This window comes from Neobacillus sp. K501 (assembly GCF_053749995.1).
Genome location: NZ_JBSLYA010000001.1, coordinates 739,454 through 758,126, shown reverse-complemented (window position 1 = coordinate 758,126; position 18,673 = coordinate 739,454). Strand labels below are relative to the sequence as shown.

The window sequence follows — 18,673 nt, the reverse complement described above, 5'->3', positions numbered from 1 at the left end:
TTACTTATGAATATTAATCGCTGCGGTGCCTAATGTTTTCGCAGCAATTAGCAATGCCTTTTCATCAATATCAAATTTGGGGTGGTGGTGAGGATAGGAAGTATTGACACCTGCAGGCTTTGCCCCAGTAAAAAAGAAAGTTCCAGGAACGTTTTGTAAATAATAAGCGAAATCTTCTCCACCCATTTGCGGTTCAGTTTCTTCGATGGAGTTTACTTCTGGTATTTCCTCAGCTGCAGAGATTAAGAATTCTGTTTCACTTTCATGATTAATTACAGCTGGATAACCTCGTTCGTAGGTGAATTGGTAGCTGCTGTTTGACATGTGACAGGTTCCTTGAATAATTCTTTCGATTTCTTTTTCAATGAAATAACGGATGTCTTCATTAAACGTCCGGACTGTCCCGATGAGCTTGGCTTTGTCGGCGATGACATTAAAGGCATTTTCTGCAGTGAACGATCCAATTGTAACAACAGCGGATTCAACAGGATTTACCCTTCTGCTGACTACTTGCTGTAAATTAACAACAAGTTGGGATGCAGTGACAATTGCATCCTTTGTTTTATGGGGTTGAGCTCCATGTCCGCCTTTGCCTTGAATAACAATTTCAAATCGGTCTGCAGCAGCCATAATCGGTCCAGTACGATATTGAATCGTGCCTGTTGGCTCACTGGCCCATAAATGAGTTCCAAAGATGACATCGACACCATCTAAACACCCATCCTCAATCATTGTTTTTGCTCCGCCTGGAGCATACTCTTCCGCATGCTGGTGGATAAAGACATAATTTCCTTCAAGTTCATCCTTCATTTCATTTAATGCTTTTGCTAATACAAGGAGAGTTGCGGTGTGACCATCATGCCCACAGGCATGCATTACCCCTGGGACTAGTGATTTGTAGGGAACATCCTTTTCATCTTGAATCGGCAAGGCATCAAAATCTGCTCTTAACGCGACCGTTTTACCTGGTTTTTTTCCATATATTTTTGCGACGACACCGTTTCCGCCCACATTTCCTTTTACTTCAATATTAAGCTGTTCATAAAAAGCTTGGATATAGTTAGCTGTGTTATATTCATGGAATGAAAGTTCTGGATGTTGATGCAAAAATCTCCTAATGGAAACCATTTCTTCGTAGTTACCTTCTAATTTTGAATAAAGCTGCTTCAACATAGTAAATCCCCCCTAAATGAAAAAGGTTTATTTTCAAACTATTTTAACACTTTTACACTATTAAGTAGATTTTTATCTGTATTTTCTTTATACTTTTAAAGAGTTTTTAGTTTTTACAGGGGGATTATTGGATGCAAAAGGAAAATAAACAGAGACTTTCTTACCTATTTTTAATCATTTCTATTATTTTAGCTGTCTATACTTCTATTAAAGTAGTTGCCAAGCAAACTTTTTGGGTGGACTCTAAACTTGCTGATTTGTTTGCAATGTTGCCTGACTCGGTAAATCCTTTCTTTTTACTGTTAACAGAATTAGGTGATAAAAAGGGGATTGGTATCGTTGCTATCATCTTCCTAGGTTGGTTATTACTCTTTAAAAGGAATCTATTAGCTGCAGCAGCCATCGCTTTATCCGTTGCTTTGGCCAATGAAGTGAATAAACTTCTTAAAGAGCTTATTGGCCGTGAAAGACCGGATCTTGAACATTTAGCCCATGTTGACAGTTTAAGTTTTCCAAGTGGACATGCGATGGTTGGATTGGTGGTTTATGTGTTCATTGCTTACCTTATTATTGAGGGGATGAAGTCAGCTAAAGGAAAAAGAGTGGTTGTGATTTCCGCTGCAGTTTTGATGCTGCTTATCGGTGCAAGCCGTATTATTCTTCAAGTCCATTATCCTTCAGATGTCATTGGTGGATTTGCCTTTGGTTATATTTGGGTGTTCTTTTCGATTCTTCTCTATAACTATTTCAAAAAATTTAAACTAAGTAAAAGAGGCTGATATTGGTTCAGCCTCTTTGTTATTTAAATTAAAAACATCGCAACTATAGTTGTTATTACGAGCCCAATAACTACTGGGACCAGATTGCGTCTTGCGAGTTCAAAGGGGTCGACGTTACAGATGGCTGCAGCTGGGATAAGTGCCCAAGGGACAAGTGTTCCGCCACCGACCCAAATGGCAGCGATTTGTCCAAGTGCCGTTAAGGTAGCGGCGCCTTTCCCGATTGCGACCGCGAACAAGCCAGCTATGGAACCTGCAAGCGATATTCCCGAGAATCCTGAACCATCTAAACCGGTAATCGCCCCTACGGTTGTTAAGGTGACTGCCCCGACCATTTCACTTAATGGTACGACATTTGCTAAAGCAATACCAAGGTCATTGACAATTCCTTGTGACCCTTCTGGTAAAAAGTCGCCAATGATCTTACCAAAACCAGCATCCCCTAAATAAAAGAATGCGGCAATTGGGATGACAGGACCAAAGACTTTAAATCCAAAAGTGAAACCTTCAATTAAATAATGAGTTGTTTTCTCAAGTCCTTTATTTTTATGGCTGATCATTGAAATCAGGAGAAGAATTAAAATGGATGTACCGCCAACTAACGCGGTGGCATCCCCTCCTTGTAAGTCAAGGATGAACATAGCTGCAACATCAAGTGCAAAAAGCAGAGGAATTAAGACAGCGAAAAAACGTTTTTGTCCCACCGAGAGGAGATTTTTTTCTGATGTGGTATCCGAAGCAGTATCGACTGGAACATAAGGAGTTGGCTGAAGTACGCCGTTTTTCATATCTCTTTTTAAAAAATAGAAGGCAGCTATAGTTGTTACAACACCCATTGTTATGACCAGAGGGATGCTGGCGTTTATTACATCACCAATTGGTATTCCGGCAGCGTCGGATGTTAGCTTTGGTGCTGCCTGTATCACAAAGTCACCTGATAAGGCTATTCCGTGACCAAAGAGGTTCATTGCCATCGCAACACCTAATGCCGGCAAACCAGCCCTTATCGCAACAGGAAGAAGAACGGCTCCCAGAAGGGCTACAGCAGGCGAAGGCCAGAAAAACCAAGAAATGATCATCATTAAAATACCAATTGTCCAATAAGCAAGTGCTGGGTTGCGGATTAATTTTGTAAAAGGCGAAATCATTACATCGTTTATTCCTGTTGTAGTTAATGTTTTGCTCATGGCGACAATGATCGAAATAACTAATATCGTAGATAACAGCTCCGTTATGGCATAAATAAAGCTGTTAAAAATACTGCTGATCGAGCTACTTAACGAACCCGTGGCGGTAATTGCGATCAAGAAAATCCCGACAATACAAATGAGAGTCGTATCTCTTCTTTTGACCATAAATCCAATAATGAGAGCAATAAAGACAACGTATATCCAATGGAGTGCAGAAAGCTCTATTAACATTTAAATAACCCCCTTTCTCCATCCATGGACGAAGGATATAGTTATTCGCCCTTGGATGTAATACAGAATATGAATTTTCAGTAAAGAGGTGATTTTTTATAGTAAAAGAAAGAAAATTCGACTTCGAGAATTGTCCAGCTACAGCGCCTAGGGGCTCGGGTCATAAGCTTGTCTAGTTCCGGCTCCCTTGGGACTCGGTCCCAGGGCAGTCGCCTCCACTTTTCGTTCAATCCGTCAAGAAGGTTTAAAAAGCAACCTTCTCGCCGGCTCGTCTTATGCCTGGCTACAGAAACTGTACGCATTAAGGGAGACTAAGCTCTGGCTTCCGCCAATCGCTAATTCTCCCTATATCGCCCGTGACCAAGGCGCTTCCGCTTTTCTACTTAAATCCGACTTTTTTTTGACAGTTTTCATGGTTATCTATACACAAATAGGAATAACCGATATAGTGAAGAAAGTATAATGCAACGGTTACGTTTTCAATTTTTGTTTGTATATATTAAAATAGTAATTAGATTGTCTTTTGAAAGGTGGATTTATTTAAATGTCGAAACAAATTAACGAAACATTTTTGAAAGCAGCAAGAGGAGAGAAGACCGATCACGTTCCAGTTTGGTACATGCGTCAGGCGGGACGTTCACAGCCTGAATATAGAGAAATTAAAGAGAAGTATTCTTTGTTTGAGATTACTCATCAGCCTGAACTCTGCGCTTATGTAACCCGCCTTCCAGTCGAACAATATAATGTTGATGCGGCCATTTTATATAAAGATATTATGACACCACTACCAGCAATTGGAATGAACGTGGAAATCAAATCAGGAATTGGTCCGGTGATTGACAATCCAATCCGTTCCTTAGCAGATGTTGAGAAACTAGGTGAAATTCATCCGGAAGAAGATGTGCCTTACGTACTGGATACAATTAAATTACTTACAGAAGAGCAGCTTTCTGTTCCGTTAATTGGATTTTCAGGAGCTCCTTTTACCCTTGCAAGTTATATGATTGAAGGTGGTCCATCAAAAAATTACAATAAGACCAAAGCTTTTATGTACGCAGAGCCGAAAGCATGGTTTGCCCTGATGGATAAGCTTGGGGATATGGTGATTACATATGTTAAATCGCAAATTCGTGCTGGTGTGAAAGCGATTCAGATTTTTGATTCTTGGGTAGGTGCTTTGAATGTTGAAGACTACCGCTACTTCATCAAGCCGATTATGAATAGAATTTTCAGCGAACTAAAGAAAGAGAATGTGCCTCTGATTATGTTTGGTGTAGGTGCCAGCCATCTTGCTATGGAATGGAATGACTTACCACTGGATGTAGTTGGTTTAGATTGGCGTCTGCCGATCCATCAAGCGAGAGAAATGGGCATTCATAAAACGGTTCAAGGTAATCTCGATCCGGCGATTCTTTTAGCACCTTGGGAAGTGATTGAGGAAAAGGCGAAAGCTATTTTAGATCAAGGAATGGGACAGGATGGCTATATCTTTAACCTTGGGCATGGGGTATTCCCATCCGTTAATCCGGCAACATTGAAAAAATTAACATCATTTATTCACGAGTATTCAGCATCAAAGTTGAGCCGTTAAATAGCTTTTTCAGGTGTTAAAATTGGTAAACCAGCCAATTTTTTGGCACTATAATATAGGTTGTAATTGTAATTTATCAGGGCCCTAAACCATTAGAGGCCCTTTCATTCCGAGACCGACTGCAGTACGGGACTTGGTTATTTGGAGCAGTGAGAATAAAAATGAGGTGCAAAAGATGACAAAAAAGAAAATGGGATTGCTGGTTATGGCATACGGTACCCCATATCATTTAGATGACTTAGAACGCTATTATACACATATTCGCCATGGTCGTAAGCCGAGCCCTGAAATGTTAGAGGATCTAAAGAATCGTTATGAAGCTATCGGTGGTATTTCTCCACTTGCAAAAGTTACCCTTGAACAAGCAAAAAAACTTGAAGAGCATTTAAACCAGGTTCAGGATGAAATTGAATTTAAAATGTATATTGGTTTAAAACATATTGAGCCGTTTATTGAAGATGCGGTAAAACAAATGCATGAAGATGGAGTGAAAGAGGCTGTGAGTATTGTCCTTGCCCCACATTTTTCTACCTTTAGTGTTAAGTCCTACAATGGCAGAGCAAAAGAGGAAGCTGAAAAGCTTGGTGGTCTTACGATCACTTCGATTGATAGCTGGTACAATGAACCGAAATTTATTGACTATTGGGTAGATAGATTAAAGAAAATTTATCAGCAAATGCCTCAGGAAGAACAAAATCATGCAATGCTTATCGTTTCGGCTCATAGTCTGCCAGAGAAGATTTTACAATTCGGTGATCCGTACCCAAGTCAGCTGCAAGAAACTGCTGATTTAATTGCCAAGAATGCCGGTATTCATAATTATGCCATCGGATGGCAAAGTGCTGGTAATACTCCAGAGCCTTGGTTAGGACCAGATGTTCAGGATTTAACAAGAGATCTAGCTAAAGACCATCAATATAAAGCCTATGTTTATGCCCCAGTTGGATTTGTTGCAGAACATCTAGAAGTTTTATATGACAATGACCATGAGTGTAAAATTGTTGCCGACGAAGTAGGGGCAAGCTATTACCGCCCAGAAATGCCGAATGCACAGCCTGAATTTATTGAAGCTCTTACGACTGTTATTTTAAAAACGTTAACCCGATGAGATAGAAAAGGCAATATGGAAAGAAGGTGAAATCCGTGGCGGAAGAAAAACAGAAGGTTGCGATTGTTGGCGGCGGAATTGCTGGTCTGACTGCCGCATTTTATCTTCAAAAAATAATCAAAGAAAAAAATCTAGCCATCGACATTAAATTGATTGAGGCCTCACACCGCCTTGGCGGAAAAATGCAAACCGTTGTCAGAGACGGTTTCACGATTGAAAGAGGTCCAGATTCCTTCTTAGCTCGTAAGACAAGTATGATTCGGCTTGCGAAAGAAGTAGGGATGGATGGGGAACTGGTTCCAAATTCTACTGGGAAGTCATATGTTCTAGTCAACGAAAAGCTCTATTCAATGCCAGGTGGTTCGATTATGGGAATCCCAACGGAAATTGGTCCCTTTATAACGACAGGGTTGTTTTCTATTCCAGGTAAAGTTAGGGCAGCCGCTGATTTTATACTGCCAAAATCCCCGGGTGGAAAAGACCAATCTTTAGGCGGTTTTTTCCGGAGAAGACTAGGCGATGAAGTCGTTGAGAATTTAATTGAACCATTATTGTCGGGGATTTATGCCGGAGATATCGATCAAATGAGTCTAATGTCGACTTTCCCACAATTTTATCAAGTAGAGCAAAAATATCGAAGCTTAATCCTTGGGATGAAAAGGACGGCTCCAGCTCAGCCGAAAAAGACAGAGAAAAAGGATGAGAAAAAAGGTGGCTTCTTGACTTTTAAAACAGGACTTCAATCATTTGCAGAAGCAATTGAAGCAAATTTAGACCGACAATCCATTTTAAAAGGACACCGAGTTGATAAAATTGTAAGAAAAGACAAGCAATATGAACTTTATTTAAATAATGATGAAACATTGCTGGCTGATTCTTTAGTTGTGGCCACTCCTCATAAAATTACCGCTGCGATGTTCTCTGATTGCGATTTTTTTGAGCCTCTAAAATCAGTACCATCTACTTCGGTTGCTACAGTCGCTTTGGCATTCCCTGAGGAAGCGATAAAAACGGATATTAATGGAACTGGATTTGTTGTTTCCCGGAACAGCGATTATTCGATTACAGCCTGCACTTGGACACATAAGAAATGGGAACATTCAACACCAAAAGGCAAGGCCTTGCTTCGTTGTTATGTAGGAAGAGCAGGGGATGAAACCATAGTTGATCTTTCTGATGATCAAATTATTAATATTGTGCTTGATGATTTGAATAAAACGATGGATATTACGATGAAGCCTGATTTCGCGGTCGTCTCCCGCTGGAAAGAATCAATGCCGCAATACACTGTAGGGCATAAACAGCGACTTGACACGATACGAGAGCATATTCAAACAGAATTACCAGGTGTTTTCATCGCAGGTGCCTCATATGGTGGAGTAGGGGTTCCAGACTGTATCGACCAAGGCGAGGCAGCTGTAAAAGATGTATTAGAGTACTTTAAAGTAAATAACTAAATACTAAACTGAAGCTATCCTTAATAATAGCTTCTTTTTTCTTTTCATCAGGATTTTGAGTATGATAGATGTGAGATAAAACGAGGAGGAGTTCTAGTGAAACTAACGGTTATTGGTTTTTGGGGAGGATATCCGAAACAAAATTCTGCAAGCTCTGGATATTTACTTGAACAGAATGGATTTCAATTATTAATCGATTGTGGCAGCGGTGTCCTTGCAAAATTACAAAATATCATCCAGCCTGAAGATCTTGATGCGGTGTTAATCTCCCACTATCATCCGGACCATATTGCGGATATAGGGGTATTGCAGCATGCACGTCTCATTCAAGGGTTTTTAGGCAAGGATTTTCCGACCCTTCCCATTTACGGTCATCATTTTGACCATCATGAATTTGCTAAGCTCACCTACAAAGAAATTACAAAAGGAATTGCCTATCAGCCGAATGAAGTACTTTCAATCGGTCCATTTCAAGTCTCATTTTTAAAAACAAATCATCCAGTTCCTTGCTACGCAATGAGAATAGAGGATAATGGCAAATCCATCGTTTATACTGCAGACAGCTCATACAAAGAGGAGTTTATTGAGTTCAGTAAGCAAGCGGATATATTATTGTGTGAATGTAATTTTTATGGGCATCAAAATGGGAAATCAGCAGGACATATGAACAGTATAGAAGCAGGGCGCTTAGCTCGTGAAGCAGGTGTTAAACAATTAATTTTAACGCATCTCCCGCATTACGGAGATTTAAATGAGCTCATAGAACAGGCTTCTAAAGAATTTACTGGTATAATCAATCTTGCAGATGAGTTTTATTCTATTTCACTATAAGAAGGGAAAGAATACAATGTTATTTATTGATAATAAGGGGATAAATGATCCTCGGATTAACCTTGCGATTGAAGAATATGCGTTGAAAAATCTTGATATTAATGAAACGTATCTACTTTTTTACATAAATGAGCCATCCATTATTATTGGCAAAAATCAAAATACGATTGAAGAAATTAATACTGAATATGTTGATAAAAATGGAATTCACGTTGTTCGTAGATTGTCCGGTGGAGGGGCTGTTTATCATGACCTCGGAAATTTAAATTTTAGTTTCATTACAAAAGATGATGGCAATAGCTTTCATAATTTCCGCAAATTCACTGAGCCGGTGGTAGAGGCTCTGAAAAAGCTGGGGGTAAATGCGGAGCTTAGCGGTAGAAATGATCTCTTGGCAGAAGGAAGGAAAATTTCTGGCAATGCTCAATTCTCTACAAAAGGCAGAATGTTCAGCCATGGAACCCTTCTTTTTAATTCAGAAATGGACCATATTGTTTCTGCCTTAAGAGTTAAGAAAGACAAAATTGAATCAAAAGGAATCAAGTCTGTCCGCAGCCGTGTTGCGAATATTTCTGAATTCTTGACAGATAAAATCTCGATTGAGGAATTCCGTTCGTTACTATTAAAATACATTTTTGAAGGCAATGAGATTACTGAATATGTTCTCACTGCCGAAGATTGGGAGAAGATCCACCAGCTTTCCAAGGAGCGTTATCAAAATTGGGAATGGAACTATGGAAAGTCACCAAAGTTTAACCTCCAACATTCACACCGTTTCCCAGTAGGACAAATTGATGTCCGTTTGGAAGTAAATAAAGGAATCATTGAGAATTGTAAAATTTATGGTGATTTCTTTGGTGTTGGTGATGTAAGTGAGATCGAGGATAAATTAATGAATGTCCGTTATGAGAGAAGTGAGCTTGAAGCGGCATTAAAAGATGTTGATACAGCCTATTACTTTGGTAATATTACGAATAAAGAATTTCTTAACTTGATTTATTAGTGAGTAGTGCGGTGATGAAAATCACCGCATTTTTAATTTCTTATCAACAGTATTCTTATATATTTGCTTTTAAAAAATGTAAATTATGGTAAAGGATTAATTAATTCCTCATTGGTCGCATAAAATTAGTATTGCTTGTTGAAGGTTCTTTTAATATTGTATCTTTTTTTAGGCACAAGGGAAAGGAGATGAAATTTATTGAAAGTCATGACAATTCTAGGAACACGTCCAGAAATTATTCGATTGAGTTTAATTATTAAAAAATTGGACGTTCTAACAAATCACGTCCTTGTTCATACCGGACAGAATTACGATCGGTCTCTCAGCGATGTGTTTTTTGAACAATTAGGTATCCGACAGCCTAATTACAAAATTACACTTAGTTCTCATACCTTTGGGAAACAGGTAGGTTATATGTTTTCAGAAATGGAAAAAATCATTTCTCAAGAAAAACCAGAAAAGATACTTCTGTTAGGCGACACAAACAGTGCTCTTTGTGCATTACTTGCTGAAAGAATGGGAGTACCTGTTTATCATATGGAGGCAGGAAATCGCTGTTTTGATACCTCGGTACCTGAAGAGATTAATAGAAAAGCAATTGACTCCATTTCATCATTTAACTTACCTTACACATTGTTTAGTCGCGAAAATTTAATACGTGAAGGTGTTGCAAATCATCGTATCTGGGTTTCCGGTAATCCAATTTATGAAGTACTTCAATACTATAAAGAGGAAATTGACAAAAGTGAAATATTATCTAAGCTGAGTATTACAGCCAATGGATATATGATTGTAACAGCTCATCGTGCAGAAAATGTAGACAATGAAACACGACTCCGCCATATCGTAAATGCACTTCATCTAATTGCCGATCAACATAAGATTCTGATCATTTGCAGTGTCCACCCAAGAACTCGTGAACGGATGAAACAATTTACAATCAATACTCAACATCCACTTCTTCACTTCAGTGAACCATTTGGTTTTTTTGATTTTGTGCAGCTCCAAAAACATGCGCGGTGTGTGATAACGGACAGTGGTACTGTTCAGGAGGAAAGCTGTATCCTTGGGGTTCCTTCTGTGACGATAAGGAATAGTACGGAAAGACCTGAGACCGTTATTTGTGGCAGCAATGTGGTATCAGGTGTTCAATCCAATACTATTTTGGAAAGCGTAAACTTAATGCTTCAATCAAATCGTTCTTGGAAATTGCCTGAAGGGTATGATGATCCAAATGTATCAAATAAAGTGGTTAATATGGTTTTAGGGGGACTTCATCACGTTTAAGCGTCAAGATAACCTAAAGAAAACGCCTTTTAACTACCTAACGAGTAGTGGGAAAGGCGTTTTTTATGAAAACCAACAAACTATAAACCTATTGGTTTGCACGGTAAAATTGTAGTGTATCCTCCAATGACTTCTCAAAAGGAATAAGCGGTTCCCAGTTTAAAGCTCTCATCTTATCATTCTCCATTATAGGGCTAAATTGTTTTGACACAGTTTGTCCATTCTCTATCACCAACATGGTTTCTGTCAGTGATTGAAAGGTTTTTATAACCTCTCCCAATGAACGGGGAATGCCTGTACAGATCTCGTATTCATCTGCTGTGGTTTTCATTTTTAACAAGTAATCGTACGCACGCACTGCATCTCTTACATCTATAAAATCCCTTTTTGCTGACAGATCTGATACGTTAAGAGTGGGGGCGATTTTTCCTTGCTCTATTTCAGAAATTTTTTTAGCAAATACTGAACAAACTCCATTAGAAAGCCCTGGCCCGATGAGGTTAGATGGTTTAGCAATCGTGATATCCAACTTAAACAAATCTTTCCAGGAATCTGCCACCAAAGCTTGTAGTCCTTTGCTGACGCTATAAGGGTGAAGGGGACTCGATTTACTGCATGGATTAAATTGCAGAGCCGAACCTACAATTAGGGTTTTAGAGTCTGAACAATGTTTTCGAAGTGCCTCTAGCAAGTAAAGGGTAGACATAGTATTTGTCAAAATATAATAAGCTGGACTATTCCATGATTCTTCAACGGAATTCTTACCAGCTAGATGGAGGATAAAATCCGGCTTTATGTTTTTGATAAGATTGTTTACAGCCCGCTCATTTGTTAAGTCACATTTTTCAATAGAATGGTTTAAAGTCTTCTGGAATACAGTTTTGGTTCTAACAACAGCTATAACATCCAAACCTTTATTTGAAAAATAATCAATTGCATGCCGGCCGGTGAATCCATTCGCTCCAGTTATTAAAATTTTGGGCAAATTCACTCCTGATCCAACCAATCTCGTAATTCAACCAGCATTTGTTTGTAAACGGGAACATGATATATAAAGTCTTTGCGCGTATTTTTTAGCGTTTTATCAGATTTAATTGTTTCATCAGGAGTAATGACAACATCTTCCTTTTTAAACACTATTTTAAATAACTCCAGCAATTCATATTTTGATATTTTTTGAGGAGCAGTAAGATGGTATAAGCCTGTAATATTCTGCTCAATCATCTTATGAATCGCTTTAGCAAGCTCTAATGTAGTAACGCCATTCCAAAACACATTCACATATCCTTTAATTTCACCGTTTTGCTGCATAAACCAATTCATTAAACCGATCCCATTTCCTCTAATTTCGGGACCGACAATCGATGTTCGAATTGTTAAATGATTTGATCCTATTACTTCACCCAATGATTTCGTTTTGGCATAAACAGTTTGTCCGTCTAGAGGATCATTCTCCGCATAATCTCCTTTTATGCCTGAGAAAACACAGTCTGTGCTGATATGAATTAACCGCCCCCCGTAACGATCCATTAACTTTGCTAAAGTATGTGGTAATAAACTATTAACAAGAAGGGCACTTAATGGATTTTGACTTGCTTGTTCATTTAAAATTCCAACACAATTTATCACAACGTCTGGTTTTATAGAATCAATTATTTCTTCTAACATTCTTTGATCTCTGACATCCAGTAAAAACGTATCTGGTATAGAACTATCACGACTAGTTGAAAAAACTGTATATGTTGAACAATTTTTAAAATATTGTGCGATGATATGTCCAGCCATCCCGTTTCCACCTAGTACTAAGATCTTCATTCAATAAAGCCTCCTTTAATTAAGAGGTCTTTAATTTCGTCTTTAGACATCAGTGATTGATTGGAATGGTAATCTTTCATTGTAACAATCTGATAGTTTGCATAATGTTGCTTTAATTGCGGTATCTCAATGGTCGGAAGAATAACATAATAATCATTATCAAAATAGATTGTGTATTGACTTTCATATTCAGAAAATAGAATTTCATGAATTTTTTCTCCCGGTCTAATCCCAAGTTCAACAAATTCAACATCTTTTTTACCCATCAATTCAATCAGGACCTGTGCTAAATCGATGATTTTACACGTTGGCATTTTCATGACAAAGATTTCCCCGCCTACACTTTCATAAGTAGCCTTAAATAGAAGATTAATAGCATCTTCTAAGGTGAGAAAAAATCTTGTCATCTTGCTATCCGTTATCCCAACTTGATTTTTCAGCATAATTTGATCTTTAAATACATGGATGACACTTCCGTTTGTCCCCAGAACATTACCGCCACGTACACAAACAAATTTGGTACCAGATGAAAGCGTATTTGCGTGGATAATCAGTTTTTCCCCAATGGATTTGGTCATCCCATAAAAATTTGAAGGACTTGCCGCTTTATCAGTTGAAATATATATCACTGATTTCACTTGATTAACAAGTGCAGCATCGATGACATTTTGGGTACCAATTACATTCGTTTTTAATGCTTCAATTGGCTGGGCTTCACAGACAGGCACATGCTTTAAGGCAGCCAGATGAAAAATGTAATCGACACCTATACATGCCTTCGTTAGATCTTCCTTTTCTTTAATGTCTCCAATGATAAATGTTAATAATTTATTATCAAATTTCCTCTTCATTTCTACCTGACTAAATTCATTTCTGGAAAAGATTCGGATTTCCTTAGGGTTTTTGTTAAGTAGTTGTTTGACCAACTCATACCCCCAGGAACCTGTCCCTCCAGTAATAAGAATTGTCTTATTTTGAAACAATTTTATTCCTCCTCTTCCTTTTTTAAAAGAATTTTTAGTAGAGTTGTAGTTGGTTCACTAATTCAATTAGTATAATTTATGCTTATTGGAAGTGATGGTTCTAGACAGTTTTATTATTCTGAAAAAATATTTAAAAAGAATATTACGAGGTTGGGAATGAGGTGAAAAAAACCGATTTGATCGGGTCCATCGCTGTTCTATTTATCGAATTTTGTTAGCTGTTTTTTCAAATAACTGCTGCGGTTACGGATAAACTCCAAAATAAATTCAGGTTCACGATCGAATATACTGATTTTTTTCTGTTTATAAGGATCAACTAAAAAGGAAGGCCGTATAGCTTGTTGCAATGCAATAATTTTATTTTCTAAATAGTTAACTGTAAATCGCACCTCTAAAATTTCTTCCATTATATTACGGTATAGTTTGCGAAATTCAGGCACCTGCAAGATAAGAAATGTAAGATAATTCCCTGGAGGACCTTCTATGGGAACATAGTCTGAAAGCATAATACCCCCATTGACCTTCCGCCCCCAAGTTCCATCATAATCCCAAGGGATCACTTCATATAACCCGGTCTGACTATTGCGGTATAAAGCATAGTTGTGTGTGAACCCATCATTATTCATGGTACAAACTGCTCCACTAAGCCAGCGAAAATACTTTTCAATATTTAAATGCTCACTAATGGTTTGTGGAAATTTTAATAGCGGGGTTGTGTTTATTTTATCAATGAATTCACCAAGCTTTGCATCATCCTCCCAACTCCCGATTTTTCGTTCATAACCGGAGAGTTGTGACACTTTTAACTTATTGTCTCTCATTAAGGAAAAATTAGCATCATTGTTGACTGCATAATAAATCGGTCCGGGGGGGAGGCCTCTCTTTTTAAAGAACAGATCATCTACTGATTCCAATTGTAGATAGATACCTTCATGTTTGTCGTTTAGTGATAGATTTATATACTGGCTCTCCGGGGATAGGACTCCAATATCTTGGAAAAAATCGAGAGAAAGTTTATTGCGTATAAGCGAGGGGTCTTTAAATTCGGCATTTAAATGAATTTCCCGATAACCGTTAAAATATCTTGGTTCAACAAATTGAATCAAATATGGTTTTTTGCGGAATTTCCGTGTATAGGAACCTCTGTACGAAATACCAATATCATAAGTGTTTTTTTCTACTTTCAAAAAAGCGGGTACAGGCATATCATTCCACACATCATTCCGAAGATCCTCTAAATCCCTACTTTCTATCATTAAGTAATATGTTGGGATAACATTCGACACATATAATTGCTCCTCTCTTGTTTTTCATGTTAGGAAGGGTGCGTATATTACCAGTCGAAATCCTTTTCATAACCAAAATCAATTAATAATTTACCAGCTGCTTTTTTAAAAGCTTGCTTGATTTCAGAATCGAACTCGTCTCGCCATGAACCGATTTTTCCCTTGCGGAAAGTATTTGAGCTGTTAGGGTCAATATTACTCTCCATTTTTTTAGTTAAACTTTCAATAGATTCCGGCAAGGGTAATCCATCCCAAAGATAATTGATGATTTTAACCAAGGCAGCTTGTCTCGTTTCCTTTGAAAGCATTAGTTCTTCAAAAGAAATGGCTAAAATATTCGGTACCTCGATCCATTTATAAAATGGCCGATTCCAAGCATCGAAATTTGGCCATTTACCATCTACGCCTTGTATCAAAGCCATGATTCGTTGTTTATGGGTGACCTTTTCTTGATTAAAATCATGGTAAAGTGGATGTTCTTGCCACTTTGCAGGAATAAAATATGCCAAAGAAATTAGGACATCGCGTGGATCGCGATATATAAAGATATGCTTAAGGTCCAGTCTTTTTAACATATAAGCGTATGTTTCGGAGTAGAACATATGGCCAACCCCAAATTCGTTTGGCTGTAACAAACCTAGACGGTAAAAATGGTCTTTAAAAATCGTGATATCCTGAACAGGATGATCAATGAAGAATTTCTTTTCGGCATTCCAAATATCATTGTGAACATTTGGGAGTCCATTAAGAATTTGATGCATTAAATGGGTTCCGCTCTTAGGAACCGTCGACATTAGGAATGGTGGTAATGATTGATTGATCTTTTTCAGGTAGTATCCCTCCCTTTTTGGTCAGTCTGGCAAATTTAATTATCAATGTACAGGCACCAAACTCATTACTAGTATACGAAGAGCAACAAGAAATGTTTTTGATTTAATAAAATATGGGTTAGGACACAAAAAGTTTTTTGTGGGCAGAGCACCATACACAGATAAAATAATTCCCATATAATAATTGGAAATCGAAAAAAAGGTAGGAGGAGAGTCATGAAAGTGGTCATTCCCGTAGGAGATTTGCATATTGGCGGGGGATGCAAGGTACTTGTTGACATAGCTAATGCGTTGAAGGCCCGTGGTCATGAAACAGAAATTGTTATGCCCGAGACTGGTACTGTGAAATATGATGTCCATTGTAAATTAACCATAATTCCAGAATTGTCTAAGGAGTACATTCCCTATGGAGATATTATTCTCTCTAATTTTTACACAACGGTTCCACCAGCGTTTGAGGCTTGGCCGAATCAAACAGTACGCTTGAGTCTAGGATTTGAACCCTATTGGGTTCCTGACAGAGACGGAGCACTCAGCACCTATCAATATGATATTCCTATTATTAGTATATCAAACTGGTTAGATGAGCAAATTTTTAACCATGTCAACAAAAGGAGCAAAGTGATCAACCTTGGAATTGATCCTGATATCTTCTATCCCAAAACAGAGCCAAAGGAATTTGATCGAAACACCCCAAAGGTGATTCTATATATTGCCCGAGACCCAGGGGATTATCAATTAAAGGGGTTTCAGGATTTTGCTGACGCCATGGAAATTGTCAAGAAAGAGTATCCTTGGCCTTTTATTGTGCACTTAATTTGTCCAGAAAGAGAGCTTTCCTTATCAGGTATTCCTTATAAAACTTTTTCCTCTCAAGATGAAAAGGAGATGGCCGAGCTATATCGTAATGCAGATTTATTTGTTTCTTCTTCTTGGTTTGAAGCCTTTTCCTTACCACCGCTTGAAGCGATGGCATGTGGAACGCCTGTTATAACGACAGACTCTGGCGGTGTGTTAGACTTCTGCAATGACTTAGAAAGTGCCTTCATCACATTACCAAAAAATCCACAATCACTTGCATCAGGTATTCTATCCGTCATGTTCAGTGATATATTAGCAAAAAAACTGATTGAGGGTGGTTTACAAAGTTCTCGAAAATATACAAAGTCACGATATTTACAGGCAATCATAGAGAAATTAGAATTTATTTATCAAAAAAGGACGGAATCATAAATGAAAAAAGTATCCATTATTATACCAGTTTATAATTGTCCTTTTGTTGATCAAGCAATAGAAAGTGCCTTGAGGCAAACCTATCCAAACATTGAAATCATCGTAGTCAATGATGGATCAACGGAACATCTAGAAAAATTTGAACCATACCGAAATAAGGTTCATCGTTTTATTGATAAATCAAATGGTGGTACAGCCAGTGCATTAAATACTGGAATCCAAAATGCAACGGGTGATTACTTCTCATGGCTTAGTTCTGATGACATGTATGAACCGCAAAAAATTGAAAAACAGCTAATGTTTATGAAAGAACACAAAGCCAAAGCAAGTTATACTAATTATGTTTATATTGATACGAACAATACCATTTTAAGTGGAACGGTAGGCTTGAATTATCCAAACCGAGTTCATTTCCTTGAACAAATGAAAAAAGGCTGCTTTATAAATGGATGTACGGTTATGCTTAAAATGAAGATTTTCTCCAAGGTTGGTTTATTTGATGAATCTCTTCCCTATACACAGGATTATGATATGTGGCTGCGTGTTCTGAAAGAATGTCATTTTCTTTATTTGGAAGAACCGCTTGTTTTATATCGTGTCCATGAGGGCATGGGGACAAAAAAACATGAACAAGAAATCCTAAAGGAGATTGAATTAGTTAGACAGAAGCACCGGACAGCATTAGATCAATTGATTTTGGAGGAGTTACAATGAGAATTACTTTTCCGATTTTAACACTTTGCAAAGGTGGTGCCCAGCGAATGCTGGCGGAATTGGTAAATGGCTTAGTAAAGAAAGGTCATAAAGTAACCATTCTTATGCCGCCACATGGTGATCTTGAGTATGAGATTCAAGGGAAAATTATTCGAACGGCTTCATACGAAATTTTAGAAACAGATTATCCTAAAGGTGATCTCATAGTTTCTAACTTTTATACTCTTGTTCCAACTGCTCAAAAGGCAAGTGAAAATGGGAAGGGAATTCATGTCCGTTTGAGCTTGTGTTATGAGCCAACATTTCTACCAAATAATGATATTACCTTTCGAACCTATCATATGCCTAACCTATTAGTATTATCTAAATGGCAGCAGCAAATCATCTATTTAAACCATGGAGTAAAAGGGCATATTGTTCCAGTAGGTGTCAGTTCAGCATTTAGAAATCTGCACATTCGCAATCCCAATCATCCCCTGCAAATATCAGCAATCGTAAGGATACCAGAAGGGGGTTACTCCTGGCATCGCGAACAGGAGTATTTGATTGAGCAGTTAAAATTAGTAAAACAGCAATACCCTCAGGCGATTATCAACTTATTTTGTCCTCCAAAAGAATTAGCATCTTCCTTAATTTTGCAGAAATTAAAAAACAGCGGTATCTTTCGTTTTTTTACTCCGGGAAATGACACTGAGTTATGCTACCACTATAACCATACTGATATTTTTGTGATATCGTCAACGTATGATACGGCCAGCCTGCCAGGTCTTGAAGCGATGAGATGCGGTGCAGCTTTGGTAACCACCTATGCCGGGGGTAATCTCGATTATTGTCGTCATGAAGAGAATTGCCTGCTATCCTATCGTTATGAGAATCGTTTGTTCCAGGATATTATACGCCTTATTAACGACAATGCCTTAAAGAGCAGATTAGCACTTGCAGGTGAACGGGAGGCAGCTAATTGGACGTGGGAAAAAAGCGTAGCCGCATTTGAAGAAGCTATAACAAAAATTCAAAACTAAAAAAGGGGTGGGGAAAATCTAATCGTTTTTCCCCTGCTTTTTTTAGCATTTTGCCTATTTTCTTTTGAATTAGTCACTAACCCTTTCTTATATCTCCTTTTTGAATAATTTAATATAGTAAAAATCGAACTCTAGTAAAA

General features: G+C 38.0%; 17 protein-coding genes. 10 read left to right on the top strand and 7 right to left on the bottom strand.

Annotation, left to right across the window (positions count from 1 at the left end):
- Positions 1–1,173 carry a M20 family metallopeptidase gene (locus ACWM35_RS03745; protein ID WP_454815606.1) on the bottom strand — a complete coding sequence of 391 codons (1,173 nt, stop codon included), beginning with the start codon at positions 1,171–1,173 and terminating at the stop codon, positions 1–3.
- Between the two features lie 131 nt (positions 1,174–1,304).
- Here ACWM35_RS03745 and ACWM35_RS03740 point away from each other — a divergent pair, with 131 nt between their 5' ends.
- A complete protein-coding gene (locus tag ACWM35_RS03740; RefSeq protein WP_454815604.1) occupies positions 1,305–1,952 on the top strand; it encodes a phosphatase PAP2 family protein in 648 nt (215 codons plus the stop codon).
- A 23-nt stretch (positions 1,953–1,975) separates the two neighbouring features.
- Here the strand turns inward: ACWM35_RS03740 and ACWM35_RS03735 are convergent, their stop codons facing one another.
- Complete coding sequence (locus ACWM35_RS03735; RefSeq protein WP_454815602.1) at positions 1,976–3,373, bottom strand: hypothetical protein; 1,398 nt, start codon at positions 3,371–3,373, stop codon at positions 1,976–1,978.
- Between the two features lie 544 nt (positions 3,374–3,917).
- Between ACWM35_RS03735 and hemE the strand changes: the two genes are divergently transcribed.
- The 6 genes from hemE (at position 3,918) to wecB (ending at position 10,650) form a co-directional block, all read left to right on the top strand.
- Positions 3,918–4,964 (top strand): uroporphyrinogen decarboxylase, encoded by a 1,047-nt coding sequence (gene hemE / locus ACWM35_RS03730; RefSeq protein WP_454815600.1) that lies wholly within the window; start codon positions 3,918–3,920, stop codon positions 4,962–4,964.
- Between the two features lie 175 nt (positions 4,965–5,139).
- Positions 5,140–6,072, top strand: coding sequence for a ferrochelatase (hemH, locus tag ACWM35_RS03725; protein WP_454815598.1), 933 nt, complete (start codon positions 5,140–5,142; stop codon positions 6,070–6,072).
- A 35-nt stretch (positions 6,073–6,107) separates the two neighbouring features.
- Positions 6,108–7,529 carry a protoporphyrinogen oxidase gene (gene hemY / locus ACWM35_RS03720; protein ID WP_454815596.1) on the top strand — a complete coding sequence of 474 codons (1,422 nt, stop codon included), beginning with the start codon at positions 6,108–6,110 and terminating at the stop codon, positions 7,527–7,529.
- 96 nt (positions 7,530–7,625) lie between these two features.
- A complete protein-coding gene (locus ACWM35_RS03715; protein ID WP_454815594.1) occupies positions 7,626–8,360 on the top strand; it encodes an MBL fold metallo-hydrolase in 735 nt (244 codons plus the stop codon).
- Positions 8,361–8,376: 16 nt separating this feature from the next.
- Positions 8,377–9,363 (top strand): lipoate--protein ligase, encoded by a 987-nt coding sequence (locus tag ACWM35_RS03710; protein WP_454815592.1) that lies wholly within the window; start codon positions 8,377–8,379, stop codon positions 9,361–9,363.
- Between the two features lie 207 nt (positions 9,364–9,570).
- A complete protein-coding gene (wecB, locus tag ACWM35_RS03705) occupies positions 9,571–10,650 on the top strand; it encodes a non-hydrolyzing UDP-N-acetylglucosamine 2-epimerase (RefSeq protein ID WP_454815834.1) in 1,080 nt (359 codons plus the stop codon).
- Positions 10,651–10,738: 88 nt separating this feature from the next.
- Here the strand turns inward: wecB and ACWM35_RS03700 are convergent, their stop codons facing one another.
- From ACWM35_RS03700 to ACWM35_RS03680, 5 genes are all read right to left on the bottom strand, one after another.
- Entirely contained in the window at positions 10,739–11,635 is an 897-nt protein-coding gene (locus ACWM35_RS03700) for an NAD-dependent epimerase/dehydratase family protein (RefSeq protein WP_454815590.1), read from the bottom strand.
- A gap of 2 nt (positions 11,636–11,637) precedes the next feature.
- On the bottom strand, positions 11,638–12,465 hold the full coding sequence (locus tag ACWM35_RS03695) for a dTDP-4-dehydrorhamnose reductase family protein (protein WP_454815588.1): 828 nt from the start codon (positions 12,463–12,465) through the stop codon (positions 11,638–11,640).
- Positions 12,462–13,448: a polysaccharide biosynthesis protein gene (locus ACWM35_RS03690; protein ID WP_454815586.1), complete on the bottom strand. Its 987-nt coding sequence runs from the start codon at positions 13,446–13,448 to the stop codon at positions 12,462–12,464. The genes ACWM35_RS03695 and ACWM35_RS03690 overlap by 4 nt, the downstream gene beginning before the upstream one ends.
- Positions 13,449–13,645: 197 nt before the next feature.
- Complete coding sequence (locus ACWM35_RS03685; RefSeq protein ID WP_454815832.1) at positions 13,646–14,704, bottom strand: CotH kinase family protein; 1,059 nt, start codon at positions 14,702–14,704, stop codon at positions 13,646–13,648.
- A gap of 77 nt (positions 14,705–14,781) precedes the next feature.
- Positions 14,782–15,528: a sulfotransferase domain-containing protein gene (locus tag ACWM35_RS03680; protein ID WP_454815584.1), complete on the bottom strand. Its 747-nt coding sequence runs from the start codon at positions 15,526–15,528 to the stop codon at positions 14,782–14,784.
- A gap of 252 nt (positions 15,529–15,780) precedes the next feature.
- Between ACWM35_RS03680 and ACWM35_RS03675 the strand changes: the two genes are divergently transcribed.
- From ACWM35_RS03675 to ACWM35_RS03665, 3 genes are read left to right on the top strand one after another with little or no spacing between them, the layout of a single operon-like run.
- Positions 15,781–16,797, top strand: a complete 1,017-nt coding sequence (locus ACWM35_RS03675; protein WP_454815582.1) for a glycosyltransferase family 4 protein — start codon at positions 15,781–15,783, stop codon at positions 16,795–16,797.
- Positions 16,798–17,511, top strand: a complete 714-nt coding sequence (locus ACWM35_RS03670) for a glycosyltransferase (protein ID WP_454815580.1) — start codon at positions 16,798–16,800, stop codon at positions 17,509–17,511. It abuts the gene before it with no gap.
- A complete protein-coding gene (locus tag ACWM35_RS03665; RefSeq protein ID WP_454815578.1) occupies positions 17,508–18,533 on the top strand; it encodes a glycosyltransferase family 4 protein in 1,026 nt (341 codons plus the stop codon). The genes ACWM35_RS03670 and ACWM35_RS03665 overlap by 4 nt, the downstream gene beginning before the upstream one ends.
- Positions 18,534–18,673: the final 140 nt, after the last annotated feature.

Bases quoted from the DNA above. Each gene is read 5' to 3' on its own strand.
- ACWM35_RS03745 (WP_454815606.1), bottom strand. From the start codon at position 1,173: ATGTTGAAGCAGCTTTATTCAAAATTAGAAGGTAACTACGAAGAAATG.
- ACWM35_RS03740 (WP_454815604.1), top strand. From the start codon at position 1,305: ATGCAAAAGGAAAATAAACAGAGACTTTCTTACCTATTTTTAATCATT.
- ACWM35_RS03735 (WP_454815602.1), bottom strand. From the start codon at position 3,373: ATGTTAATAGAGCTTTCTGCACTCCATTGGATATACGTTGTCTTTATT.
- hemE (WP_454815600.1), top strand. From the start codon at position 3,918: ATGTCGAAACAAATTAACGAAACATTTTTGAAAGCAGCAAGAGGAGAG.
- hemH (WP_454815598.1), top strand. From the start codon at position 5,140: ATGACAAAAAAGAAAATGGGATTGCTGGTTATGGCATACGGTACCCCA.
- ACWM35_RS03710 (WP_454815592.1), top strand. From the start codon at position 8,377: ATGTTATTTATTGATAATAAGGGGATAAATGATCCTCGGATTAACCTT.
- wecB (WP_454815834.1), top strand. From the start codon at position 9,571: ATGACAATTCTAGGAACACGTCCAGAAATTATTCGATTGAGTTTAATT.
- ACWM35_RS03695 (WP_454815588.1), bottom strand. From the start codon at position 12,465: ATGAAGATCTTAGTACTAGGTGGAAACGGGATGGCTGGACATATCATC.
- ACWM35_RS03685 (WP_454815832.1), bottom strand. From the start codon at position 14,704: ATGATAGAAAGTAGGGATTTAGAGGATCTTCGGAATGATGTGTGGAAT.
- ACWM35_RS03680 (WP_454815584.1), bottom strand. From the start codon at position 15,528: ATGTCGACGGTTCCTAAGAGCGGAACCCATTTAATGCATCAAATTCTT.
- ACWM35_RS03675 (WP_454815582.1), top strand. From the start codon at position 15,781: ATGAAAGTGGTCATTCCCGTAGGAGATTTGCATATTGGCGGGGGATGC.
- ACWM35_RS03670 (WP_454815580.1), top strand. From the start codon at position 16,798: ATGAAAAAAGTATCCATTATTATACCAGTTTATAATTGTCCTTTTGTT.
- ACWM35_RS03665 (WP_454815578.1), top strand. From the start codon at position 17,508: ATGAGAATTACTTTTCCGATTTTAACACTTTGCAAAGGTGGTGCCCAG.